Source organism: Vibrio sp. 1288 (assembly GCF_033344475.1).
Window position 1 is genome coordinate 19,070 of the sequence record NZ_JAWPOX010000017.1, and the last position, 26,317, is coordinate 45,386.

The 26,317-nt window shown below is 45.2% G+C and carries 23 protein-coding genes; 10 read left to right on the plus strand and 13 right to left on the minus strand.

The genetic code is table 11. The annotated features are described in order from the left end of the window. Nucleotides 1-168: 168 nt before the first annotated feature. From R8O11_RS13950 to R8O11_RS13960, 3 genes are all read left to right on the plus strand, one after another. Nucleotides 169-1,374, plus strand: coding sequence for a cystathionine beta-lyase (locus tag R8O11_RS13950; RefSeq protein ID WP_017820862.1), 1,206 nt, complete (start codon nt 169-171; stop codon nt 1,372-1,374). A 248-nt stretch (nt 1,375-1,622) separates the two neighbouring features. Further along, a complete protein-coding gene (locus R8O11_RS13955) occupies nt 1,623-2,528 on the plus strand; it encodes an esterase/lipase family protein (protein WP_017820863.1) in 906 nt (301 codons plus the stop codon). A gap of 12 nt (nt 2,529-2,540) precedes the next feature. Continuing rightward, nucleotides 2,541-3,401, plus strand: a complete 861-nt coding sequence (locus tag R8O11_RS13960; RefSeq protein WP_182016153.1) for a lipase secretion chaperone — start codon at nt 2,541-2,543, stop codon at nt 3,399-3,401. A 24-nt stretch (nt 3,402-3,425) separates the two neighbouring features. On the opposite strand, the gene R8O11_RS13965 is transcribed toward R8O11_RS13960, so the two are convergent. From R8O11_RS13965 to pspA, 7 genes are all read right to left on the minus strand, one after another. Next, a complete protein-coding gene (locus tag R8O11_RS13965; RefSeq protein WP_053807226.1) occupies nt 3,426-3,992 on the minus strand; it encodes a DNA-3-methyladenine glycosylase I in 567 nt (188 codons plus the stop codon). Nucleotides 3,993-4,064: 72 nt separating this feature from the next. After that, on the minus strand, nt 4,065-7,175 hold the full coding sequence (gene vmeI, locus R8O11_RS13970; protein WP_053307437.1) for an efflux RND transporter permease subunit VmeI: 3,111 nt from the start codon (nt 7,173-7,175) through the stop codon (nt 4,065-4,067). Next, nucleotides 7,172-8,269, minus strand: a complete 1,098-nt coding sequence (locus R8O11_RS13975; RefSeq protein WP_005378112.1) for an efflux RND transporter periplasmic adaptor subunit — start codon at nt 8,267-8,269, stop codon at nt 7,172-7,174. Before R8O11_RS13975 ends, vmeI begins: the two co-directional genes overlap by 4 nt. 1 nt (nt 8,270) lies before the next feature. Continuing rightward, nucleotides 8,271-9,302 carry an efflux RND transporter periplasmic adaptor subunit gene (locus R8O11_RS13980; protein ID WP_053307438.1) on the minus strand — a complete coding sequence of 344 codons (1,032 nt, stop codon included), beginning with the start codon at nt 9,300-9,302 and terminating at the stop codon, nt 8,271-8,273. Between the two features lie 161 nt (nt 9,303-9,463). Then, nucleotides 9,464-9,853 carry an envelope stress response membrane protein PspC gene (gene pspC / locus R8O11_RS13985; protein ID WP_017634673.1) on the minus strand — a complete coding sequence of 130 codons (390 nt, stop codon included), beginning with the start codon at nt 9,851-9,853 and terminating at the stop codon, nt 9,464-9,466. After that, on the minus strand, nt 9,846-10,079 hold the full coding sequence (gene pspB / locus R8O11_RS13990) for an envelope stress response membrane protein PspB (protein ID WP_005378117.1): 234 nt from the start codon (nt 10,077-10,079) through the stop codon (nt 9,846-9,848). Before pspB ends, pspC begins: the two co-directional genes overlap by 8 nt. Nucleotides 10,080-10,093: 14 nt before the next feature. Beyond that, complete coding sequence (pspA, locus tag R8O11_RS13995; protein ID WP_005378119.1) at nt 10,094-10,765, minus strand: phage shock protein PspA; 672 nt, start codon at nt 10,763-10,765, stop codon at nt 10,094-10,096. Between the two features lie 232 nt (nt 10,766-10,997). On the opposite strand from pspA, the gene pspF reads away from it, so the two are divergent. The 6 genes from pspF to R8O11_RS14025 all read left to right on the plus strand — a co-directional run bounded on the left by pspF (nt 10,998) and on the right by R8O11_RS14025 (nt 17,449). Then, the gene (gene pspF / locus R8O11_RS14000; RefSeq protein ID WP_213969490.1) at nt 10,998-12,005 is read left to right on the plus strand and encodes a phage shock protein operon transcriptional activator; all 1,008 of its coding nucleotides are present in this window, start codon (nt 10,998-11,000) and stop codon (nt 12,003-12,005) included. Nucleotides 12,006-12,210: 205 nt separating this feature from the next. After that, a complete protein-coding gene (gene sapA, locus R8O11_RS14005) occupies nt 12,211-13,830 on the plus strand; it encodes an ABC transporter substrate-binding protein SapA (protein WP_213969489.1) in 1,620 nt (539 codons plus the stop codon). Further along, entirely contained in the window at nt 13,830-14,792 is a 963-nt protein-coding gene (locus R8O11_RS14010) for an ABC transporter permease (protein WP_005378122.1), read from the plus strand. The genes sapA and R8O11_RS14010 overlap by 1 nt, the downstream gene beginning before the upstream one ends. Continuing rightward, on the plus strand, nt 14,779-15,666 hold the full coding sequence (locus R8O11_RS14015; protein WP_005378123.1) for an ABC transporter permease subunit: 888 nt from the start codon (nt 14,779-14,781) through the stop codon (nt 15,664-15,666). The genes R8O11_RS14010 and R8O11_RS14015 overlap by 14 nt, the downstream gene beginning before the upstream one ends. Continuing rightward, nucleotides 15,666-16,661 carry an oligopeptide/dipeptide ABC transporter ATP-binding protein gene (locus tag R8O11_RS14020; protein ID WP_005378126.1) on the plus strand — a complete coding sequence of 332 codons (996 nt, stop codon included), beginning with the start codon at nt 15,666-15,668 and terminating at the stop codon, nt 16,659-16,661. Before R8O11_RS14015 ends, R8O11_RS14020 begins: the two co-directional genes overlap by 1 nt. Then, nucleotides 16,658-17,449 carry an ATP-binding cassette domain-containing protein gene (locus R8O11_RS14025; protein ID WP_005393308.1) on the plus strand — a complete coding sequence of 264 codons (792 nt, stop codon included), beginning with the start codon at nt 16,658-16,660 and terminating at the stop codon, nt 17,447-17,449. The genes R8O11_RS14020 and R8O11_RS14025 overlap by 4 nt, the downstream gene beginning before the upstream one ends. Before the next feature lie 82 nt (nt 17,450-17,531). On the opposite strand, the gene R8O11_RS14030 is transcribed toward R8O11_RS14025, so the two are convergent. Further along, a complete protein-coding gene (locus tag R8O11_RS14030) occupies nt 17,532-17,921 on the minus strand; it encodes a DUF2750 domain-containing protein (RefSeq protein WP_005378129.1) in 390 nt (129 codons plus the stop codon). 68 nt (nt 17,922-17,989) lie between these two features. Next, nucleotides 17,990-18,895 carry a manganese-dependent inorganic pyrophosphatase gene (locus R8O11_RS14035; RefSeq protein WP_017634678.1) on the minus strand — a complete coding sequence of 302 codons (906 nt, stop codon included), beginning with the start codon at nt 18,893-18,895 and terminating at the stop codon, nt 17,990-17,992. A gap of 186 nt (nt 18,896-19,081) precedes the next feature. On the opposite strand from R8O11_RS14035, the gene R8O11_RS14040 reads away from it, so the two are divergent. After that, nucleotides 19,082-20,296 (plus strand): putative manganese transporter, encoded by a 1,215-nt coding sequence (locus R8O11_RS14040; protein ID WP_054700662.1) that lies wholly within the window; start codon nt 19,082-19,084, stop codon nt 20,294-20,296. A gap of 77 nt (nt 20,297-20,373) precedes the next feature. Here R8O11_RS14040 and R8O11_RS14045 read toward each other — a convergent pair whose 3' ends face one another. From R8O11_RS14045 to torE, 4 genes are all read right to left on the minus strand, one after another. Continuing rightward, a complete protein-coding gene (locus R8O11_RS14045; protein WP_213969488.1) occupies nt 20,374-22,113 on the minus strand; it encodes a glycoside hydrolase family 36 protein in 1,740 nt (579 codons plus the stop codon). A gap of 198 nt (nt 22,114-22,311) precedes the next feature. Continuing rightward, a complete protein-coding gene (gene torA / locus R8O11_RS14050; protein WP_062730706.1) occupies nt 22,312-24,774 on the minus strand; it encodes a trimethylamine-N-oxide reductase TorA in 2,463 nt (820 codons plus the stop codon). A 26-nt stretch (nt 24,775-24,800) separates the two neighbouring features. Beyond that, a complete protein-coding gene (gene torC, locus R8O11_RS14055) occupies nt 24,801-25,985 on the minus strand; it encodes a pentaheme c-type cytochrome TorC (protein WP_005378139.1) in 1,185 nt (394 codons plus the stop codon). 50 nt (nt 25,986-26,035) lie between these two features. After that, entirely contained in the window at nt 26,036-26,215 is a 180-nt protein-coding gene (gene torE / locus R8O11_RS14060; protein ID WP_005378141.1) for a trimethylamine N-oxide reductase system protein TorE, read from the minus strand. Between the last annotated feature and the right edge of the window lie 102 nt (nt 26,216-26,317).

Sequence of the window (26,317 nt, forward strand, 5' to 3'; positions counted from 1 at the left end):
TCCTGCTGGAGGTTTGTTCTTTTAGCTCCCTATCTACACGATACCTCTCGACATCATTACCTGTTCATCTTGGCTGTTATTGGCTGATAGTTGACTTTTCCCTTGCATAACCTACGTCGTCCATGTTTTAAATATTCAAAACCGCAATATTTAAGACAGGGAACTTTTATGTCAGAGGGAAAAAAAACCAAACTCATTACCGCTGGCCGCGATAAAAAGTGGACAAATGGTGTTGTAAACCCACCCGTTCAACGCGCTTCAACCGTGGTATTCAATACCGTTGCAGAAAAGAACCAAGCCACCATTAATCGTGCAAACAAAACATTGTTTTATGGTCGCCGAGGCACCAACACGCACTTTGCTTTCCAAGACGCAATGGTTGAGATTGAAGGTGGAGCTGGTTGCGCGCTTTACCCTTGTGGAACGGCAGCAATTTCAAACGCCATCCTCTCTTTCGTTGAAACTGGCGATCACATTCTAATGGTGGACACTTGTTACGAACCAACTCGTGACTTTTGTAACACCATCATGAAAAAGATGGGCATCGAAACCACCTATTATGACCCAATGATCGGTGAAGGTATCCGAGACTTGATTCAGCCGAATACCAAAGTCCTTTTCTTGGAATCTCCTGGTTCAATAACCATGGAAGTCCAAGATGTACCTACATTAGCGCGCATTGCCCACGAGCAAGATATCATTGTGATGCTTGACAACACATGGGGAGCTGGCGTGAACTTCTCTCCTTTCGAGCATGGCGTAGACATTTCCATTCAAGCGGCGACTAAGTATATCGTTGGACATTCAGATGTCATGCTAGGTACTGCTGTGGCTTCTGAAAAGTATTGGGATCAGCTTCGTGAACAAAGCTACCTGATGGGTCAGTGCGTTTCTCCTGACGACGCATACCTAGGTCTTCGAGGTATTCGCACGTTGGATGTTCGCCTAAGACAGCACGCAGAAAGCAGTTTAAAAGTCGCTCAGTGGCTCGCTTCTCGCCCAGAAGTTGATCATGTCCGCCATCCAGCTTTAGAAACAAGCCCTGGCCATGAGTTTTTCAAACGAGACTTCACAGGGGGAAACGGCTTGTTTTCATTTGTTCTCAAAACGTCTTATCCAAAAGCGACGACGGCTCTGCTTGATGGCATGAAACACTTCAGTATGGGTTACTCTTGGGGCGGTTATGAAAGCCTCATTCTAGCTAACGAACCTAAGAGCTTTAACAGTCTGAGAACCGTAGCTCACCCACACTTTGAAGGTACTTTGGTTCGTATTCATATTGGCTTAGAAGACGTAAATGACTTGATCGCTGATTTAGAGGCTGGTTTTGCGCGTTATAATGCCTTAATGCTTGAAAAAGAAGTCTCCCTATAACAATGATTGAATCGCCCTGCATTGCGGGGCGTTTTTATAACTCCCTGACTTAATTAGAATTAACTAACATTCACCAGAACTATTAATTAATGTTAATCATTTGTGTTGTTTTTCAATTGAGCAGTCACAGAATGAAATAATGTGCCACAAATAGGCTTTCCAAATTTAGAGTTTCTCTCCTACTTTTTATCATTCATAAGAGGTCATACCACAAGGAGATAGTTTTGAAACTCAAATTTATAGCGCTAATGCTTTTTACCTTAGTTACCGTCCCAATAACCTCCGTATACGCTGCAACAGGTTATACCCAAACCAAGTATCCGATTGTTCTGGTTCACGGTTTGTTTGGTTTTGATACCCTGGCAGGCGTTGATTACTTTTTCGGAATACCACATTCCTTAACAAAAGATGGCGCTACGGTTTATGTTGCACAGGTATCCGCGACCAATAGCAGCGAAGTTCGAGGGGAGCAACTGCTTGCTCAAGTCGAAACCTTACTTGCAGCAACAGGCGCAGAGAAAGTCAATCTCATTGGTCACAGTCATGGTGGTCCAACAACGCGCTATGTTGCCTCTGTCCGTCCTGACCTAGTCGCATCAGTTACGAGTATAGGAGGCGTTAATAAAGGGTCTAAAGTGGCAGATCTAGTTCGTGGCACCGTATCCGAGGGTTCGGGTAGTGAGCAGCTCGCGGTAAAACTGGCGCAAGGCTTAACTACTCTTATTAATCTTCTATCAGGTGGTTCTGATCTCGACCAAGACCCTTTAGCCTCACTAGCAGCATTAACCACGGAAGGATCATTAGCGTTTAACCAACACTACCCGGAGGGAGTCCCTACCAGTGAATGTGGTAATGGTGACTTGCTAGCTTCAAATGGCGTTTATTACTACTCATGGACCGGATCATCCACTTTTACAAACGTTTTCGATCCGACCGACGCTGCCATGATGGTACTTGGCTTAGCCTTTGATGGGCCAAATGATGGCTTAGTTGGTGCGTGCAGCACACATTTGGGCAAAGTCATACGTGATGATTATCAAATGAACCATTTGGATGAAATTAACGGCCTACTCGGTATTCATCATCTTTTTGAAACCGATCCAGTCACGCTTTATCGCCAACATGCAAATCGTCTCAAACTTCAAGGTTTATAAGAGGTCATCACAATGAAGAAAGTCGCTCTCACCACTTTTATCCTGCTCTCGATATTTGGCGTGGGAGCACTTTCTCTGTTGCAAAGCGACAAACAACAAGAGATAACCTCTAACCATTCGCAATCTCAGCAAGATATAGCCGCCGATGTCTCTTCCCCAAAAGACTTCTTCGAATATTCTCTTAGCCGGCTGGGCGAAGAAGATCTCGATACGATCAAAGCGGAAGTCAATGATGACACTTTAGCAAAGCAAACTCTGAATATTGATGCCACACTTTTTCAAGCCTACCTTTCCTACAAGCAAGCACTCACTGCATTAGAGCCTTTTGAGCACAACCACCTAACGCTTGAACAGTTAACCATGCTGAATGAAGCAATACTGAACTTACAGCTTCAATACTTTAACGAGGTGCAGATAACCCAATTGTTTGACGAAGAAAACCGACTTCGCCAACTTGCTTTAGAAAAGCTGACGATTAAAACGCAGGCATCGGATATCGAGAGTCAAGCACACCTTCTCAATCAAGCGTTATCAGAACAACCGGATTACATACGAGAAAGTGAACGCAATAACGCATTAGCAGAGCAGCTCGAGCAAGCTTCTCAGCTTGATTCACAAGACAAGTACATCGCCCGTGTTGCTCTGGTAGGAGATGCCGGAGCGCAGAGGCTGCAAAAGCTTGATGAGCAAAGAGCATCATTTGAGACTCAACTCGCCACTTACTTAAAGCAGCGTCAAAATATTCTGAATAGGGATTTTCTAGGGCAAGACGAAAAACAGGCAGAAATCATTTCTTTAAGAAAACAAAGCTTCGATGCCACTCAATGGCGTCGAATCGAAGCTTTGGAACGTATTCATGATAGCCAGAACTAACAACATTAGCTTAATCGCCAAACGTTACTTATTCTGCTTTTTAGGACATCCAACGATATGGTCATCCACCATGCCGACGGCTTGCATGAAAGCATAACAGATGGTTTCACCGACAAACTTGAAGCCTTTCTTTTTTAGGAATTTACTCATGGCTTTGGATTGCTCTGTCGAAGCTGGTACGTCACTCATATGTTGCCATTGATTAATGATTGGTTCGCCGTCCACGAACTGCCACAACGCGTCTGATAAACTCCCGTATTCAGCAATTAACGCTTTAGCCGCTTTGGCATTACTGAATACCGAGTTAATCTTTCCGCGATGTCTCACAACATCGAAGTTTTCCACGATGTATTCAGCGCGTTCTTCATTTCTTTGTTCCAACGCATCTAGATCGTAATTCTCGAACGCTTCTCTGTAACCTTCGCGTTTTTTAAGGATGGTGATCCAGCTAAGTCCAGCTTGCGCACCTTCCAAAGTAATAAATTCAAACAGGACTTGGTCGTCATATACTGGCACGCCCCATTCGGAATCATGATATTCGCGCTCTAATGGGTGATTCATCGCCCACGCACACGTTTTTTGTTCTGTCATTATTCTTCCTTAAAAAGCGCCTCTAACTGATGAGCTAGAGGCGCAATACTTTTCATCGTTATATCAGTAGCACTAAGCCTGTTTCGGTACTGCCACTTTATGGAACAAACGATACAACACTGGCACGACAATCAGTGTCAGGACTGTCGCAAAACCCAAACCAAACATAATCGTAACCGCCATTGGTTTGAAGAAAATATCTGGCAACAGTGGGATCATACCAAGGATCGTCGTGATAGCAGCCATACAAACGGGACGGACGCGACTTACCGCAGCATCAACGACCGCGTCATAAGCCTCTTTACCGGACTTCATTTCAATTTCAATTTGGTCCAGTAATACGATGCCATTTTTGAGCACCATTCCCGATAAGCTTAAGAAGCCGAGCAATGCCATAAAACCAAACGGCGTGTTGAGCGCCAACAAACCGGTAGTGACACCAATTAACGCCAGCGGCACGGTAAGCCAAACAATGAGTGGCTCTTTGATAGAGTTAAATAGGAATACAGTGATCAAGAACATGAACAAGTACCCCATTGGCATGGTAGTAAACAGCGACTCTTGAGCATCACCAGAAGATTCGTATTCACCACCCCACTCTAGTGAATAGCCAGGAGGCATTTGAATCGCTTCGATTTGGGGCTGTAAACGTTTTTGCAACGTCGATGCGGTTTCTTCACCTAGAATATCAGGGTCTGCCATCACAGTGAGCATACGCTTACGGTTCTTACGTACGATGATAGGATCCTCCCAACGCATGTCGTAACCCATTGTGACTTGTTGAAGTGGGATAAACTCACTCTGTGCTGGACTCCATATTTTCATGCCTTCGATGTTACGAATATCAATGCGCTCATCTTCTGGTAAACGAGCCACTATAGGCATGAGCGTCGTGCCGTCTCGGTATAAGCCTATCGTCATTCCAGAGAATGACATGGACAAGAAATCATCGACGTCCGATTTGGTAATGCCATAGCGACGTGCCTGACTCTCGTTAAACTGAGGTTCAAGAACTTGGGTTCGTTCACGCCAATCATGCCTGATATTTGTTGCCTGAGGGTCGGCGTACATGATGTCCTTGACCTGAGCGGCTATCGTACGAAGGACGGTTGGATCTGAGCCAATAATACGCGCTTCAATTTTTGCACCACCACCAGGGCCTAACTCAATCTGTTTGAGCTTGTAATTGATTTCTGGATAGTTGGCTTTTAAATACTCTCGAAACTTCGCCATTAATGGTTTCAACGCTTCGTAATTTTCCATACGAGTGGTTATCTCACCATAAGCCGCATAACTTTTCTCTGGCGCGTACGTTAACATGAAGCGCTGTAAGCCTTTACCCGCGGTCGTCGTGATATGGTCAACATGCTCTTGCTTAGCTAACCAACTTTCTAACTCTTTAAGCGTTGTGTTGGTTGCTCGAATATCAGTTCCTTCTGGCATCCATACATCTAACTGAAAAATCGGCGTTGTCGAAGATGGGAAAAACGCTTGCTTCACAAAGGTGAACCCGTAAACACTTGCCGCTAATCCCACAATCAGCACCACAACGGTAAACCAAGCACGACGCATACAAAACTGAAGAAACTTTTTATAAATAACGAAAATAACCCCGTTATATGGATCATTTTCTTCCCCTTCACCTTGTTTAATCTTCTGGCCTTTAAAGAAGATGTCAGCAAAGAATGGTGTCAACGAGATAGCGGTAAACCAGCTCAACATTAAAGAGATCAGCAGAACCGTAAATAAAGTGCCACAGTATTCGCCCGTCGAGTCTTCAGACAGTCCAATTGGCGCAAATGCAGTTACCGCAATCACAGTTGCCCCAAGTAATGGCCACTTTGTTTGGGTAACAATGTCGGTCGCTGCTTGGAGTCGAGTTCGCCCTTTTTGAGTACCAATCAAAATCCCCTCAACCACAACGATTGCATTGTCCACCAGCATACCTAACGCGATAACCAAGGCACCTAATGAAATCCGCTGCAAATCTATCGCGAGATACTTCATGAAAATGAACGTACCCAATACCGTCAGCAGCAAGATTAAACCAATAAGTAGCCCCGAACGTAGCCCCATAAAGAACAGAAGTACGATAATAACGATACCGACTGCTTGAGCTAAGCTCACAACAAAACCGCTAACCGATTTATCCACCTCTTTAGGCTGACTGTAAATTTCGGAAATTTCGATACCGACAGGTTGTTGGTACTTTAGCTCGGCAAGGCGATGATCAAATGCTTTTCCGACTTCAACCACATTGACGCCTTCAGCAAAAGAAACGCCGACGTTTAGTGCAAGACTTCCGTTAAAATTAATAATATTACTCGGTACTTCTACATACCCGCGTTTTATTTCCGCCACATCTTTCAAGAAAATGAGCCCCTGAGCGCCCGACTCAGTAATCAACAAATCACCCAGCTCCTCCACACTCTGGAACTCGCCAGTCGGCTGAATTCTGATGTACTCGTCACCAATTCTGATCGCTCCTGCGTCAGAAACCACGTTTTGCGTCGAAAGAAGATTAAACACGGTATCCGGAGCAAGACCTATACTGCTCAGCTTTTTCATCGATACTTCGATGAAAACTTGCTCTTGCTGTTGCCCGGATACCGAAACTTTACTCACGCCATCAACCAGTTCGAGCTCTCGGCGTAAGTAATCGACGTAATCCAGTAGCTCTTTATAGCTATAACCGTCGCCAGTCACCGCTAACAAAATCCCGTAAACATCACCAAAATCATCGATCACTTGAGGTTCATTCACACCTGGAGGCAACGTCCCTTTAAGGTCGTTCACTTTACGGCGCAACTCATCCCAAATTTGTGGTAGATCATCAGGGCCATAATTGTTCTTCATCGTGACCGTGATTTGAGATAAGCCTCGGCTAGAAATCGAATTTACTTCATCAACATAAGTAAGCTGCTGAATCGCTTTTTCGATTGGATACGTCACTTCTTCTTCGACTTGTTGCGGTGTAGCACCAGGGTAAGAGGTCACTACCATCGCATCTTTAATAGTAAAAGCAGGGTCCTCAAGACGCCCTAAACCAAAGAATGCGGCGATACCACCAATCAAAAATATCAGTGCAACCATCCAACTGATGACGCGATTTCGGATGAAGTACGCAGCAATACCGGTCACATCATCATCACTTTGAGGCACTGATTTATTAAGATCGCTCATAGACCGGCCTCCTGCGTAGCCATTTCCTGTATCACTTCCACTTTCATGCCATCCCTTAATCGAGAAACACCGGCAATCACAACTTTGTCTTTGAGCATGAGACCATCAAGGATTTGAATGGACGTTTTAGATGCCTTACCTGCTCGCACCTGTTTGCGCGATACCGTATTGTCGTCATTCAGTACCCAAACAAATTTGTTTTCGCGCCCCAGCTCGTCACCGTCCGCATTAAAAATGGCTTCGATAGGGACATTAATTCCTAGGTTGAGATCAAGCCCAACATTCTCGTCTTTAGACGTTACCTCAACAGCCATACCATCTAGGATGTACTCTTCTTCCGGCATAGGAAGCGACAGTGTGACAGTAAACGTACCTGTTGTTGGATCGGGTTCGGTCGTAAATTCTTTTACCGTCGCGTTATATTCGTTACCGCTGGGCACGCGCACCAATGCTTTGATCGCTGTGAGTCTTTCTTCCGTTGGCGGTTGGTTCACATAGAGGCGGTCTGGAAGCTGAATCAACACTTCGACTCGCTCCAAGCTGTGAATATTAACGATATGCTGTCCGACTTGAACATTTTCGAATTGGTCGATATTAACTCGCGAAATAATCCCATCCACGGGCGCTTTTAAGGCAGTAAATGATAGACGAAGTTTGGCTAACTGAAGCTCAGCTAAGGCGATTTGTCGTTGTGCTGCAATTTCATCAAACTGAGACTTAGCTAATAGGCCTTTATCAACCAAAGGGCGTGAGCGGCGATACTGACTGTCGACAACAGAAAAACGCGCACTCGCATTATCTACATCCAACTCATAGTCAGTGGGATCTAGCGTTGCAATAACATCACCCTTCGTGACTTTGTCGCCCTCTTTTACCATGATGCGGCTGACTTCTCCTGCCACTCTGAAGCTCAAATGAGAGCGATCCGCTGCATTCGCAACCGCAGGGAAGTACAAGTTGTCGTCCACCTTGTTTCCCGCTAATGACGTAACTCTAACTCGTGGCGTTTCGAGCTCTTTTTCTGGCGCCTTATCCCCACAGCCAACGAGAAAAAGCGTTGAAAGTAAAGTCGCTAGAGAGATGATTCCTTTCATATTACAACCCTCTTTCCTTAATCCACGCTCTTACCTTAATTCCGGGTTCAATTACACTGACACCCGAGATAATGATTTGGTCGCCATCGTTAAGCCCGGCTAACACTTGATTTTTGTCATTCATCTCAATTGCGGCTTTGGACACAATGCCTTGCTCATCGACACGCCAAACGTATGTTTTGCCGTTCTCTTCTAGCAACGCGGAGTTAGGAATCTTTGTCGCTCCTGCACTTTTGGACAGGAGGTAAGCATTGCCAGACATTCCCGGCAAAAGGCCTATTTCTGCTGGTCGCTCCATGACCATCGTAACTTTGTAACTGCCCGTTTTAGGGTCGGCTTCAGTATCGATTTCCTGAAAGGTTAAGTCAAAGGCTTGCTCGGGGAACGCATCAAATATCATTCTGGCAGAGACATCGCTCCCCTGCGTGTAACGATTTAGAAGATAGTCTGGGATTTGGAATATCACTTTGAGGAGTTGGTTGGACTGAATATTCATCACCCCTTCTTTCGCGGCAACATATTCATGGTTTTCTGCTGGAATGTACGAAATGGTGCCATCATATGGCGCGACAAGTTTGGTATATCTTAAGTTTGCCTTTGCTTGATTCCATTGAGCTTTTGCCGAGTTGTGGTTCGCTTTTGCCTCATCAAAATCTTGCTCAGATACTACTTGGTCTTTACGTAGCTTTTGGTATCGCTTGTATTGCACATCTGCGAGCAAAAAATTTGCCCGAGCTTGCTGTTCGAGCAGAGAATATTCATCTGGGTTTAATGACGCCAAAACATCACCTTTACTGACGACTTGACCTTCATTCACTTCTATCGTTTGAAGAAGCCCTGGAACTCGAAATGTCAGTACTGCTCTATCGCCAGCTTCCGTCGTGGCAGGAAAATGTCGCTCAAACTGGGCATTGCCAACAGATACTGTAAATAGCTTCGCAGGACGCGATTCAGGTTCAGGAACAGGAGGAAGTTCTTTGCCGCACCCCGACAAGACAGCCGAGATGGCAATAGGAATGAGCAATTTTCTCATTACATTCATCCATAAAAATTGGGGGATTATTTTTAAAGTAGATGAATTTTGAACGAACTTCCAGAGTAGAAAAGATTAATAGTGCTTTAAAATTAGTAATTTGTGATAAAAAAGCAGGCTTTATGCCTGCTTCAGTTAAATCTTCTTTGGATACAAAATGCCTAGAGCTTACTGAATTCTCTGTTCACCCTATATGTATCAGACGTAACATAAGCTTCCATGTTACGAATTTTGCCATCAAGACGGTCAAAATCCCTTTCCAACACACTGAGCAGTTGATCAGGGCTTTGCCCTTTCTGCCAAGGCTTACTTTTGAGCGTATGCTCTTGCTGCGCTCTGATATTTTCAGAATACGTTACTGGTTGCTTTTCTAACATAAACGCCATCGCGACGTACGCTAACAATACCAAAAACGTACCACCTAGCAGCGCTGCAGAAATCACTACAATACGAATCAACCAAACTTCTGCACCAAAGTAGTTGGCAATACCGGCGCAAACACCGGAGATTTTGCCATTTACTGGATCACGATACAGTTCTCGATTATTCATACTTGCGTCTCCATGTTGGTGACTCAGCATCCAAGATGCGCTCCAATGTATCAACTCGGGACTGCATCGCTTCCGCTTTTTCAGATAGTACCTGAAGGCGCTCTAAATCTTGGCTCGACAGTGCACTATCTGTTTTGCGTTTGCTGCGATAGTGTAAGAAGAGCCATAGTGGAGCGACAAAGATTAAAAAGACAATCACTGGTCCTGCTATAAAAAATGCCGACATAAATGGCTCCTTTCTTATTTATCTTTCGATGACATCTGTTCTTTCAGTTTTGCCAACTCTTTTTCAATTTCGTCTTGTGCCTGCAACTCTGCAAACTCTTGTTCTAGCGATTTAGCATTACCAGTTTGAGCATACAGGTCTGCTTCCGCTTCCATTTCATCCACTTTACGTGAGTACTGCTCAAATTTCGCCATCGCTTCATTAGTGCGGCTAGTGTGCAGGTGTTTTTGCACATCACGACGGTTAGATGCAGTTTGGTTACGAATTGCTAGTGCTTGCTGTTTTGCGCGCGTTTCAGCAATTTTGCTTTCCAACTTACCAATCTCGCCAGTAAGCTTATCGATCGTTTCTTCCACTAAGGTTTGCTCAGTGTGGAGGCCTTTAATCACTTGCTCTAGCTTTTGCTTTTCAATTAACGCTGCACGAGCTAGATCTTCACGCTCTTTCACTAATGCTAAGCTCGCTTTTTGGCCCCATTCGCCAATTTGCTCTTCTAACGTTTCAACCTTACGAGCCAACTCTTTCTTGTCTGCAATCGCTTTAGCCGAGTTAGTACGCACTTCAACAAGTGTGTCTTCCATTTCTTGAATGATAAGACGGATCATTTTTTCAGGATCTTCCGCCTTGTCCAGTAATGCACTGATGTTTGAGTTAACGATATCTGCAAATCGAGAAAAAATACCCATAACGGAACTCCTCTTTTTTCCTATTAAAACTCGACAAGGTGGTGATTAACCTTGTGTCTCCCTGAATATATAACAAGTAACGTGCCAACTTATAATTTTCTTTTAAATCAGAGTGTTATTCATTTTGTTGTCGTTACACACTATTGTGCTATGATGTTTTTCACCAACTGTTGGTGAAATTTACCAACTCTATCCCTGAATCATGGCTCGGCTGTTAAATAAGAAGGACTTTATGAAGCAAAACCTGATTGGTGAATCACCTGCTTTTCTCGCTGTACTAGATAAAGTATCACAACTTGCACCCATTGAGCGCCCTGTCCTCATCATTGGTGAACGAGGTACGGGTAAAGAACTCATCGCTCAGCGTTTGCATTATTTATCAAGACGTTGGGATAAACCACTACTATCACTCAACTGTGCGACATTAAGCGAAGGGCTAATAGATTCCGAATTGTTTGGACATGAATCCGGCTCCTTCACGGGCTCTAAAGGTAAGCATAAAGGGCGTTTCGAGCGCGCCGAGGGCGGTACTTTGTTTCTTGACGAACTGGCAACCGCACCACTTTTAGTTCAAGAAAAGCTATTACGTGTCATTGAATATGGTGAATATGAACGAGTTGGCGGTCATACCGCTCTCAATGCGGATGTTCGACTTGTTTGTGCAACCAATGCCGACCTACCAAAGTTGGCAGAGCAAGGTGATTTTCGTGCAGATCTGCTCGACAGGCTAGCCTTCGATGTCATTATGTTACCCCCTCTTCGCGAGCGCAAAGAAGACATTCTCTCTTTAGCAGAGCACTACGCGATGAAAATGTGTCGTGAACTGCAACTGGAATACTTTGTCGGTTTTACCCCAAAAGCGCAGCAGTCGCTTATTGAATATGAATGGCCCGGTAACGTCCGCGAACTAAAAAACGTGATTGAACGTGCGATTTACCAACATGGTCTGAATGCTGACCCAATTGATGAACTGATTTTCAATCCTTTTGAAACGGTTTGGCACAGCGCGCTTGGCCATAGTGCAAAACAAGCAGAACAACAAGAAGAGGAAGCATCAAGCAACACCATCCAATTCCCTCTAGACTATAAACAATGGCAAGAGGAACAAGATATCCATTTACTCAATCGTGCATTGGAAGAAGCCAAGTTTAATCAACGACAAGCAGCCGAGCTACTTGGCTTGAGCTATCACCAATTACGAGGGATGGTTAGAAAATATGGTTTGGTCGGACAAAGCTAACTTGACCGAGAGTACTCAATCAATACACGAGCTCGTGACTGCGCTCTAATTCGCATGCATTTATGGCATAACACCTTACAGTGTATGGATTTTATGTTTGGAGCGAGTTCACAAAGGTGATAAATTAGCGAGATCATTTTCGCTTGTTAGCTTTGAAAGAGTAAGATCAAACGAAACGAGCAAGATCCAATGAACATTTCATATTATGAATGCTTTTATAAGATTATCGCTGAGCCTTATTGGGATTAGCCTACTGACCGCTTGTGGCGATGAAATTGACCACAATGATATTCGCAAAGCTGGCTTTGTGTTTTGCGGGCAAGGTAAGCCGACCACGTTTAACCCTCAGCTTATTGATAGCGGTATTACCGCAGAGGCTCTGAGCCCGCAGCTGTACGATACGCTGCTCACGCTCGATCCTAAATCACATCAGCCCGTGGCAAGCATCGCCGAGAGTTGGTCAGTAAATGAATCAGGGACGGAATACACGTTTAAGCTTAAACGTGGTGTTAAATTCCAAACCACGCCTTGGTTCACACCCACTCGCCCATTGAATGCAAAAGATGTGGTATTTAGCTTCAAGCGAATCATCGATGTAGACCATCCTTTTCACCAAGTAGGTGGTGGTTTTTATCCATGGTTTGCAGGGTTAGATTTTCAAAACCTACTCCAAGACGTGGTTGCAATAGATGAGCATACGGTAAGGTTTACGTTATCTCAGCCAAACTTTTCTTTCTTGGCCAATATTGCCACCAGCCATGCGGTTATCTTGTCTGCGGAGTACGGACAGCAATTGGCTGCAAAAGATCATAAAGAAGAAATCGACCAACTTCCTATCGGTACCGGCCCTTATCAATTAAAAGAGTACCAAGTGAACGATTTGATTCGATTAGAGCGTCATTCTAATTACTGGAAGTCACCAGCAAAAATGGAACAAGTGGTGTTCGATATCTCTCACAGAGGCACGGGTACACTAGCTAAACTTTTAAGAAACGAGTGTGACGTACTCTCTTCACCTATTTCGAGCCAAATACCTGTCATTCAAGAAAATGACAACCTTGAGCTGACGGCTACACCAGCTAACAACGTTTCCTTTATTGCGATAAACACAGAAACCACCGCGCTGAGTGATACTCGAGTTCGCCAAGCACTTAACTTAGCGATCAACCGTCAAAATATTTTAGATTCGGTTTACTACGGAACTGGCTCCCAAGCTTATACCTTGCTACCACCTAATTCATGGGCTTATCAAAAAGATAGCGTAAAAATTCGTTATGACCGGAATTATGCATTGGCACTACTTCGAGATGCAGGCTACGAAGACGGCCTAGAATTGACCATGTGGGTACCACTTGAACCACGTGCTTTTAACCCAAGCCCTCGTAAGACTGCGGAGTTAATCCAAGCGAATTTTGCCGATATTGGGGTTAAATTAACGCTACTGACCGATGATAGGTTTGAACGTGTGGATTTGGAGAACATCAACGATATCGATTTACTTTTAACAGGTTGGATTGGTGATACCGGGGATCCTGACAACTTTTTCCGCCCTTTATTATCTTGCGAGTCTGACCGCGTTGGCCTTAACGTGTCCATGTGGTGTAACGATGACTTCGATTTCTTGCTCGATTTGGCGTTAGAAACTCAAGAACCGCGTTACCGTTTGAACCTATATCGCCAAGCACAGAACATTTTGAATCAAGAGTTCCCGGTTATTCCTCTGGCGCATGGCGTGCAGTTCCGTGTGCACGACAAATCGCTGACAGGCTTCAAATCAAGCCCTTTCAATGCCCAACCGTTTGATAGAGTTGAGAGAATTCACTGATGTTTTGGTATACCGTTCGACGCTTTAACCTATTTATCATCACTTTGATGATCCTTACATTAGTGGGTTTTTCTCTGCTGCGCCTTGACCCTCTCTCGCACTGGGCAAACGTTGATTTTTGGTCTGGCTGGCAAACTTACTTGATCAACCTTTCTCAACTCGATTTTGGCATAAGTAAAAACGGCAATGCGATTTACGACGAGCTCGCCGTTGTATTCCCAGCCACTTTGGAATTGTGTTTCTTTGCCTTTTTGGTGTCCCTTTTGATCGGCATTCCACTTGGAACCGTGGCCGGGATGAAGCAAGGTAAATGGCTCGATACCAGCATTTCATTCATGTCAATGTCTGGTTATTCCGCCCCAATCTTTTGGGTAGCTCTGTTACTTATCATGGTCTTTTCATTGGAATACCAACTCTTTCCCGTTGCGGGACGGTATGATTTACTTTACGAAATTGATCATGTAACCGGGTTTGCCATTATCGACGCATTCATGGCGAAAGGCGAATACCGCGCTCATGCACTGCAAAGCGTTATTGAGCATATGGTGCTGCCATGTTTGGTGCTCGCTTTGGCTCCAACCACCCAGGTTGTCGGACTAATGCGCTCCTCGGTAGCGGAAGTGATGAGCCAAAACTACATCCGTGCAGCGAGAATCAAAGGTCTTTCTAACCGCGAAATCGTAACTCAACATGTATTGCGGAATGCGATACCGCCTATCATTCCCAAAGTTGGTGTTCAACTTTCGAGTATGATTACCTTAGCTATCATCACGGAGTCTATTTTTAACTGGCCAGGTATTGGTCGTTGGCTTTTAGATGCGCTGGCAAGCCAAGACTATGCATCTATCCAAGCTGGCGTGATGGTACTTGCGACTTTGGTTCTTACCGCTAACATTCTCTCGGATTTGATTGGCGCGATGATTAACCCTTTAGTTCGAAAGGAATGGTATGCTAACAAATAACGTTTATCAGGAAGAGCGCATTCCAACACAGTTTGAGCGTTTTTGGCGAAGCTACCGCGCCAACGGACTAGCCATGTTTGGCTTGTGGTGCTTGGTGTTTATCGTCCTTATTACCATTTTTGCCCCCCTACTTGCACCATTTGACGCCCAAGCACAGTCAGGTGAGTTGCTTGTGCCGCCATCATGGGCCCCAGCAGGAACGGTTGATTACTTTTTGGGGACCGATGACTTAGGTAGAGATATTCTTTCGCGCCTGATTATGGGCTCTCAGCTGACATTTGGCGCTGCTGTCGCCATCACCGCAATTGCTGCCGTTGTAGGCTGTTTAATTGGCGTATTGGCAGGTATGACGAAAGGCTTACTGTCGAGTACTCTCAACCACTTGCTCGATACCGTCATGTCGATCCCGTCGCTCTTATTAGCAATCATTTTTGTGGCATTTCTAGGCTTTGGTGGGTTCAATATTTTACTCGCAATCTGCTTGGCTTTGATTCCGCGTTTTATTCGCTCCGTTTATATCGCAGTCCACACCGAAGTTGAAAAAGACTACATAATGGCAGCACGCCTTGATGGCGCTAATGATTTCTACTTACTGTGGAGTTCAATTCTTCCTAACATTCTGACGGTCATTGCCGCTGAAATCACACTCGCGCTCTCTGCTGCGATTTTAGATATTACGGCACTGGGTTTTCTTGGCCTAGGCGCACAGGCCCCAAGCACCGAGTGGGGAGCAATATTAGGTGACTCTGTCGAGCTTATTTATATTGCACCTTGGACAGTGACCCTACCCGGCCTGACCATCATGTTTACTGTTATTACCCTAAACTTAGTAGGTGAAGGTGTACGTCAAGCGCTTAATGCGGGGATCGAATAATGCCGTTGTTAGATATTCGACATTTGACCATTGAGATCGAAACACCTCAAGGGTTGGTCAAAGCCGTTGACCGAATGAGCCTAACTTTGAACGAAGGCGAAATTCGTGGTCTTGTAGGTGAGTCTGGTTCAGGGAAAAGCTTAGTTGCAAAAGCGATTGTCGGGGTAAGTAAAGATAACTGGCGCATCACCGCAGACCGTATGCGCCTTGGCAATATTGACTTGCTTCAGCTTACACCAAAAGAGCGTCGGCGCGTCATTGCTCGTGATATTGCGATGATTTTCCAAGAACCTTCAACTTGTCTTGACCCTTCAGAGGAAGTCGGGCGTCAATTGATTGAATCCATTCCATCTCGCGCATTTGAAGGGAAATGGTGGGAGCGATTTAAATGGCGTAAAAAACAGGCCATCGCGCTTTTGCATAAAGTGGGTATTAAAGATCACAAGCGTTTAATGGGTAGCTACCCTTATGAACTGACTGATGGTGAGTGTCAAAAAGTCATGATTGCCATGGCGATAGCGACCAAACCAAAGTTGCTGATCGCAGATGAGCCAACCAACGACTTAGACCCGATTACCCAATCGCAAATTTTGCGTCTGTTGAGCCGCATGAACCAACTTAATAACACAACCATTCTGCTTATCGGCCACGACTTAGCGACCATAACACAGTGGGCAGGACGTATTACGGTAATGTATTGTGGTCAGTCGGTGGAGTCTGCCGATACCAGTAAAATCATTGCGGCACCCAAGCACCCGTACACCGATGCCTTGCTTAAAGCGATGCCTGACTTTAATGATTGGGTACCACACAAGCAAAAACTCCAATCCCTACCGGGCTCGATTCCGCCATTGCAGCATCTGCCTATCGGTTGTCGCCTCGGACCACGTTGCCCATATGCGCAGAAACAATGTGTAGAAATTCCACACACCAGACGAATTAAGAATCATAAATTTAACTGCCACTTTCCATTGAACACGGAGAAAAAGTCATGAGTGCGTTACTTGAAGTCGATAATTTATCGAAGCAATTTGTTACGCGCTCCCGTCTGTTCAAACGTCAGGTTAATGAGGCAGTGAAACCGGTAAGCTTTACTTTAGAGCCAGGACAAACTATTGGTTTTATTGGTCAAAACGGGTCAGGAAAATCCACACTAGCTCGTATGCTTGCTGGCGTTGTTGAACCAAGCTCCGGAGAGATCCGTGTGAATGGCGAACGATTGGAGCACAAAGATTACGCGACACGCTGCAAGCTCATCCGCATGATTTTCCAAGATCCAAACACATCGTTAAACCCACGTATCCAGATTGGTCGTATTTTAGAAGGTCCGCTAAAGCGAAATACCAACATGCCGCCAGATGCGCGCATGCAGCGTGTAAAGAACACCTTGCTCCGCGTAGGATTGCTGCCTGAGCACGCCTATTTTTATCCACAAATGCTAGCTGCCGGTCAAAAACAGCGCGTATGTTTGGCTCGTGCACTTATTCTTCAACCTTCCATCATTGTCGCTGATGAGGCGTTAAACGGTTTGGATATGGCAATGCGCTCGCAGATCATTAACTTATTCCTCGAGTTGCAAGAAGAGATGGGATTGTCATTTGTGTACGTGTCTCAGCATATTGGCATTGTTAAGCATATTACTGATAAAGTGATGGTGATGCATGAAGGTGAAGTGGTCGAGTTTGGCGAGACCAACCAAGTACTGACTCATCCCGAGCATCCTATTACTCAACGATTAGTCGAAAGCCACTTTTATAAAGCGCCAAGCCATCAAACAAAATAGCTTATCAAAGATGTAATCGTGCAAATGTAAAGAAGCCTGCTTTAACGCAGGCTTCTTTATTGCATGGGTACTAATCAAAAAACTAACGGCGGCTCGCTTGTTTGCGCAGTTCAAAATCAAACTCGTCAGGAAACAATACGACCCCTTCTTCATTTTGATTTGGGAATACAACAATCGATAGCTCGTCATCCTCTAGACCAGAGGTCCAACGGCTGTGCCACTTGTTTAGAGAGATCGCTTCTGGCTCGCAATCTTCCCAATCACCATTCGCCCATTGCAAAGCGAACTCTTCGTTTGGCCATACTGGTACACAATCATCATCTTCTGTATTTAACATGACACAGCCATGTTCGTCTTTCAGAATCCAAACCTTACGATTCGCCACAATCTCTTTTACGCAGTACTTTAAACGTTGCTCTTCGTTGTAGCGATTAATGGTATCCATCTGCTCTTGGGTCAGTTGCTCAGACATATTCGTCTCCTATTTCCCATAGAAAAATGCCCGCAGCTAGGCGGGCATTTAAAGTATATGCTAGAAAATTAAGCTAGCTCAGTTTGAAGCCAAGGCCAACCTTGCTTCTTACGACTTAGCGTGTTTTCCATCATTAGCATGCCGTCTTTTTCGTGCTTAACAAGCTTCTCAGCCCACTCACCTTTGTATAGAAGACGAGTTTGAGCAGTCGTGATGTCTGTTAGCATTACAGCAGCGAACGCTAGGTTATCTTTCTCACAACGAGATTCTAGGTCTGCTTCTAGTGCTTCGATCATACCGTCAACTTGCTCAAGAGTTGCAAGTTCAACTTGACCAACCACTACGTCACGACCGTTGAATGGGTAACCTTTAAGGTCTTTCTCAACAAGCTCAGCCGCTGATAGACCTTCGATGTTTGTTTTAGCAATTAGAAGATCTTTAGTGAACGCGTCAACATCTTGTACGTCTGCGATTGCCGCTAGTTCAGCAACGGCATCTTTGTCTTTTTGTGTACAAGTTGGAGAAGCAAAACCTACTGTGTCAGATAGAATTGCTGACATCATTAGCTTAGCAATTTGTGGAGTAATCGCGTGACCTTCAATCTTGAACATGTTGAATAGAACAGTGTTGGTACAACCAACAGGCCAGATCCATGCTTCCATTGGGTTTACTGTCATCACGTCACCTAGACGGTGGTGGTCAACAATACCCGCAATTTCAGCTTCTGCGATATCGTCTGGTGCTTGTGCTAGATCTGAGTAATCTACTAGCCAAACGGTCTCACCCGCAACTGATGTGCGAAGCTCAGGAACTTCAGCGCCAGCAACTTCTAGGATGTGCTGAGTTTCACGGTTGATTTCGCCTTGGCGAATTGGCATAGCTTCAACGCCACGCGCTTTTAGAAGTTCAGTTGCAACGAGTGCACTACAAATACTGTCACTGTCTGGGTTCTTATGACCTACAACTAGAATCATGTTTCTTCCTATTCAAGTCAATTTTATACGCCGCCTAATACAGTTAATTAGGGCGTGTTTGCTCACAAAGGCCGATACTTTACCTGATTTCAGAGAGTTTGACACGAAGAAAAGTTCACAATGCTATTGCGAATAAATCTCATTTACATATAATGATAATTATTCCTATTTGCATTTGAGTAAACGATGAACGCGACCCAATTTTTACACTCTGCACAACAGTTGTTTCAGCCTACTCAGTTTCGTTTAGCTTATAAGCGATTGCTGATCCCTATCGTCATGCTCATTTTGCTAGGCAATGAAAATACACGTGACGTTGCCGTACAGACGCTATCCGACTCATTCTGGGCAGTGTCATGCTATGTTGCTGCCACATTGGCTATTTATCATTATCTTTCAAACTTTATGTCGAAAACCAATCGAATTACCGAGCTATACCATCGCTCGCGTAATCATCAGGTTTTCTTTGCTTCTTTATTGGGTGCTTTGCCTGGCTGTGGTGGCGCTATTGTTGTGACAACGCAATTTATTAGTGGCCGAGTGGGATTTGGTGCGATTGTCGCGGTACTTACTTCAACAATGGGTGACGCTGCCTTTTTACTTCTGGCCGCCAAACCAAGTGTTGGATTAGGCGTGGTTGGATTAGGCATTATCGTGGGTACTCTTTCAGGGTTAGTCGTTAATGCTTTTCATGCTGATAACTTTCTGCGACCAGAACCAAAAGAAGCACCTCAGACACATGCTTGTTGCCAACACCAGACAGACCGACATACACCCCTTGAACAACGTGCAATCAATCTACAAGGCGCATTTTGGAAATGGCTTATTGTGCCTGCTAGTGTCGTTGCTGTGTTAATGTCTTTCCAAATCGATATTAATCAGTTGCTATCTTTGAAAGCCAACACCATTGAATGGCTGGGCGCTATCTTTGCAGTGATCACAATGTCGTTGTGGGCGATGACAAAAGAGCTCGGCGATTATCAGTCAACAGTCTCTGAAGATGAAAAAATTGTGGACTCGCACCCAATTCAAAAAGCGGCTCAAGACACAAACTTCGTCAGTGCTTGGGTGATCGTGGCGTTTCTGGCGTTTGAACTGACGACCTATTTTTCTGGACTCGACCTTGTAGAAACCTTTTCTCATTGGGGGATATGGATGCCATTAGCTGGCTTAGCCATTGGTATGCTACCTGGTTGTGGTCCGCAAATTTTAGTCACTAGCCTGTACATCTCTGGTGCAGCGCCACTTTCTGCGCAACTGGCCAATGCGATTTCTAACGATGGTGACGCCCTATTCCCCGCCATTGCAATGGCACCGAAAGCTGCTTTGGTCGCGACTATTTACTCGTCCATTCCTGCGTTTATTGTTGGATACGGGTATTACTTTTTATTCGAGTTCTAACGCCCAGAGCATCAAAACGAGAAAGGAGCCGCAATAGGCTCCTTTCTTGATCTTGGTATTGGGCGATTTACTTCACGTTATGCTGTAACGATCGCTTTCGCATTGAGCCCTTTATCAACGCTCACCATTAACAACTGGCAAGGTTCTTGGTTTAGCTTTTCCCCTGTCCAGTAATCATACCAGTCCACCGGTTGATCAGACGTCAGCGTAAATTCCATCGCTCCGTAACTCGCATAATTAAACAAACAATGGAGGTCATTCTTCGTCGTTAGTTTTAAAAACGCGTGATTTAAACTCAAAGCGGTAAACTTTGCAGATTGTTGGTTACGTTGTTGACGTAACATGAGCTTAGACAGTGTCTTCTTAGCAAACGGCGTAATCTCAGGGAGCGGGTCACCAGACAGCAGCAAACCACCACTCGCTAATAACACCGTGCGATGAAATTCATACTCTTCTCTGGATGCAGATTGATTAGCTAATGAAGTGAACGTGGCGCAATCCGGGTCAATTTGCCACAATTTTCGATGCTGCCAACTACGGTAAAAGGTTTCTTTGGCTATCTGCTCGAATCGACGACTATGACGCTCTACATCGTCAGAAACACGCATTGCATCCACAAGTCCCAGAGATGGCCACATTGGCGCGTTACAGCCTAACAGCCATGCATCCCCTGCCCCTTTAGCGATCGCTTCCATACCCATGCGGTAGGCTTCTACACCGGTGACACCCGATTGGCTTCGTTTACCTTTTAACGTGCCCCAGTAGTTTGCGTCTAATTTGAATAGCTCAACGCCCCACTCTTGACGCATAACAGAGACCACATGAGTTAGGTGATCTTGCACTTCAGGGTTTGAAGTATCGAGAATGTACCAAGGCGTGCATCGCCAACCACCGTATGTGACATCTTCTGCTTTAAGTAAGCCACCATCCTTGTGGCGAACAAACCAATCTGGATGCTGTTTGAAGATCTCCGACTCAGGCTGTGCAATGAAAGGCGCCATCCAAATCGCCGGCTTTTTGCCTTTTGCACGGATACTATGAATGAGCTCTTTCACACCACCAGAAAACTTATCCGATGGGATTAACCAATCGCCCATAAAGGCTTGATAGCCATCATCCAGAAGTAGCCACTCTAGGTCTTCGAGCTTATCTTGCATGCAATCAACGTTCTGCATGATGTTTTGCTCTGTCACGTCTGCGTAGTACGCATACCACGAACACCAACCAACAGGCGCATCTTGTGTCACACCTTGGCGAACAGGATGATGCTCTGCAATCATCTCGCCATAGGTTTGATAAAGCTCGGACAGCGATTGACCACAGAGTACCGCCACGGATTCAAGTTGATTACTTTCCCAATCCGCCACTTGAGTCAACTCACCATCAATTGCGGCTGATAAAACCCAATGCCCATCACGCAGTACAACATCAAAATAGCCAGCAAAGCGATGACATGATGTGAAGCCAAATAATGTGTAGCCCGCTGAACCTTCCACCACTAAATAGTTGTAATAACGCTTAGGGGCATCTTTAGGGTAGATTCGATAAGAAGGATTATTGTCTGGGCAGCGACCAATATCAACGGGGTGATTGATCGTTCCCGCCGTTTGCGCCAACATTTGAAAACCATCCCCAATTACGTTGGCCTCGTGCTCGTACAAAAACGGCATTTCGAGCAACACTTCACGGTCGGTAAAGGTTTTATTGTGGAGACCAGCAAAAGAAAAATGTAATTGATTACCCTCGACTTCAACTTGGAAGTCATTGTTATTCACAGTGATCTCAGTGTGATTTGCCAATTGAATGCTCTGAGCCATAAAGAGTCTACTCACTTAATTATTATTGTTTAGCTTGGCGCATTATCTCCTGCTTGTCTCACCCAATTCGTTACCATCATCACGAATACCAGTCTCGTTTAACGTTATGAAGTTACTATTGAGACAACGCTCACTGAAATTTTGATAAAAAAATACCAGCCCTGAGGCTGGTATTTCGATTTATGCAAACTGCACTAATTAAGCAACTTCGATCGGACCACCAAATGAAGTGACTGGTGGCACTTTACCTGTGAACTTCTCGAAGTCTACGATACATGTGTTCGCAGAAGTCGCCTGTGCAAGCTCAGAAGAACCGATGTCTTGCGTCAGCGTGTTAGGATCACCGTAGGTACAGATTGCGCCCTCTTTCTCGTTTAGAGGACCGTACCATGCACCTTCTTCGATACGAACAACGCCACGTGGGTAGCTGTCAGTCAAAACAGCACCAGCTAACAGCTGACCACGACCGTTGAATACACGTACCAAATCACCATCTTTGATGCCTTTTGCTTTGGCATCCGCTGGGTTGATGTAAACCGGCTCACGACCTTGTACCGCGTAAGTCGCGCGGAACTCTTCAGACTCACACATCTGAGAGTGCAGACGCTTATCAGGGTGGCAAGACTGCAACCAGAATGGGTATTTATCTGAACCAGGACCACCGTGTGAACGCTCTGATTTTTCGAACCACATTGGGTGCTCTTGACAGTGTTCGTAACCGTAACGGCCGATCTTACGAGACGTGATCTCGATGAAGCCAGACGGCGTACCTAGTGGATTCAGCTCAGGGTCTTTACGGAAGTCCGCATGACGAACCCAAGGTTTACCTTCACCGAAGTCTAGTACGCTCTTCTCCCAGAACTCGTTGAATTCTGGCATTTCGAACTTACCTTCGTTCGCTTTTTTACAATCGTTGTAAAGGCTTTCGATCCATTCCATCTCGCTCATACCACGAGTGTATTCTTCGCGGCGACCAAAACGCTGAGTTAGTTCACTCATGATTTGGAAGTCAGGCTTAGATTGGAACAATGGATCAACGAGGCGATGCATTGCAATCAGACCTTTGTTCGAGTATGAACCGTATACGTCGATGTCGTTACGTTCCCATTGCGTACACGCCGGTAGAACGATATCTGAGAAACGACATGTCGCAGTCCAAGCAAACTCGATCGTTACAACCGTTTGAAGCTTGCGGAACGCTTTCTTCATGCGGTTACGATCTTGATGGTGGTGCCATGGGTTACAACCCGAGATAACCATCATCTTGAAGTCTGGCAGTTTCACTTTACCGCCGTTGTAGTTGATCTCTTTGCCAGGCTCTAGCAGACAGTCGATCCAACGTGCAACAGGGATAGTACGACTGTAACCGTTAAAGTCGTTGTTGTCCCACTTCGGTTTCATACCTTGGTCAAGGTTACGAGGGAAACCACCAGGGCCCGCGAAACCAGTAGAAGGCACACCGATACTTGAGTAATGGTGACCGTAAGAGATACCACCGCCAGGTAGACCGATTTGACCAACCATTGCAGCAACCACAGCCGCTGCCCAGTATGGCTGCTCACCGTGCTCTTGACGCTGGATACACCAACCCATCAGGATCTGTGTACGACCGCTGACTAGCATGCGTGCGAATTCACGGATCTTGTCCGCTTTCACGCCACAAATCGCTGCTGCCCATTCGGGCGTCTTCTCTACTTTGTCTTTTGTCTTACCTTGAACGTATTGAATGAACTCTTCAAAGCCTAGACAGTAAGTATCAATGAATTTCTTATCGTACAGGTTTTCGTTGTACAACACGTGTGCCACAGCGAGCATGAACGCTACGTCTGTCAGCGGGTTGATGTACAAGTGATCGTTCTCTAAGTAGCGCTGAGTTTTGTTCTTCACTGGGTCTACAGATAGAACGTTGATCTCACCTTTTGCCACTTTTTCTTTTAGTTGTGCAAGGTACTTAAACGACTCATGCGTTTCACAGTTCCAACCTACTTGAAGGTTTTTCACTGGGTCGTTAGCCCAAAGAACGATGTTGTCAGAGTTTTCTAGGATCTCAGACCAAGACGTACCTTGTGCATAAACTTCGGTTGAGCCTAGCACGTACGGCATAATGGTTTGACCTGCACCCGTCGAGTAGTCACCTACTTTAGTGATGAAGTTGCCATGCATACCTACTGCACGTTGCATGTGCGCAGTACAGTTGTTAAATGAACCCGTTTGGTTCCAACCTGTTTGACCTGCATGCAGCGCCCATGGGCCGTAGTCTTTTTGAATACGTTCTAGTTCGCGATAAAACAAATCTAGCGCTTCATCCCAAGTTACTCGGATGAAACGGTTGTTACCGCGAGTATCTGCGCTGTATTTATGTTTCTTCAACCAATCTAGACGAACCATTGGGTAACGAACACGTGAAGGGCTGTAGATAATACCCTTAATGCCGTTCAACATTTCTGTTGGGTTTTTGTCTAGCTCTAGCGGCTTGATCTCTTGAACTTTACCCGCGTAGATGTGGGCGCGAAACGCGCCCCAGTGAGAACCGGTTACTTTCCAAGTACCTGTCGTCTCAACGGCATTTGCAGAGGCGGACGCCAATAAGCTAGGACCAATTACTGACGCTGCACTTGTGGTTGCTACACCTTTAAGAAAACTTCTTCGTGTAATAGCCATTTAAAATTACTCCAATCCGACGCTTATTAGTGGTGACCTTCAGCATAATCTGAAGAGTGTTTCTGTAGATACTTCAAGATCAGTGCTTCACTGTCTGTATCTAGGTTAACGAACGCCAACATACCGTCGAACATACCTGGCCAGGTGTTCGCGTCGAAGTGCGCTTCCGCAGGTTGAGTGTGACATACAGAACAATTGGTCTTGTAGGCTTCACGAGATTTTTCCCAAACAGGATTGATGTCGTTCAGCATAGACTCTTTCTTAATCCATACTTTCGCCGCTACTTTTTCCCAAGGAAGGCCTGTTAACTCATCCACTTTTTTCTCACCAGTCGTCACAATGTTGCTGTCTGTTGCTGCTTCTTTCATCAGAGACGCAGTCGCAATGTTCTTACCGAAGTCTTCTTGAATTACACGACCAAAACCTTTTGCTTTGCGCCAACCGTCAATTTCGATCTCAACAAACTCGCCTTTGTCTTCAAGAACTTTAACGGTCGATGCAGGATTAAGAAGACCAGCTTCTTTACTGCCTTGCGCATCAAAGTAAATTGGTAGGTGACGAACGCTCACGAGTTGCTGACCAACGCCGTAATCCGTGTTAGAAGTCATACCCTCTAGATCACCCACGATACCGCCAATGCTGTCCATGCCTGCTGGTAGGTTGTGCGCAATACCCTTGTGACAGTCAACACAGCTTTGATCTTTCTCAGCGGCTTGCTTCATTTGGATACGAGCCGTAGGAGACATTTGCTCGAAATCCATCGATTCGTAGTTGTGACAGTTTTTACACTCCAGAGATTTGTTTGCCGAGAAACGATCCCATTCGTGTTTAGCAAGTTCGATACGACGCTCTTCGAACACACCCGGTTCGTCGTAGTTGCCAAATACTTGTGCAAATACTTCTTTAGAAGCTTGCATCTTACGAGCGATCTTATCTGTCCAGTTATGTGGAACGTGACAATCAGGACAGGTAGCACGAACACCAGAGTGGTTTTTCCAGTGCACCGTTTCTTGTAGCTCAACGTACACGTTGTCACGCATTGTGTGACAACTAATACAGAATTCTTCTGTGTTGGTTGCTTCTAGAGCGGTGTTAAAGCCACCCCAAAAGATAACACCAGCAATAAAGCCGCCCATAGTCAGCACACCTAGGCTGATATGTACAGCTGGGCGCGTCATGGTACGCCACAGTTTAATGATTAATGATTTCATTATTTGCTCTCTTAAAATCTTTTCAAAAGTGTGGTTATGAGCTCACTGGCTTACATGCCGTGCGCGCCTGGAGGTCCAAAGAAGAAGACTTGCAACATCCAAACGATGAACCCGTAGCCGCCAACAAAGGCCACACTCAGAATTGGGAAGAGAACAACTGCAATGAAGAGGAACGACTTCCACTCCAGGGAGCGTTTTTCACCACTCTCAATTTTATTAACATCACTCATACATTTGCCTATTTTGTATCTAGTGTTATTGAAAAGCCCGCGTAACCAAGCTTAAGTTTTTTACAATCTCTAATGGAAAATGTTAGACCATACTAATAGTAG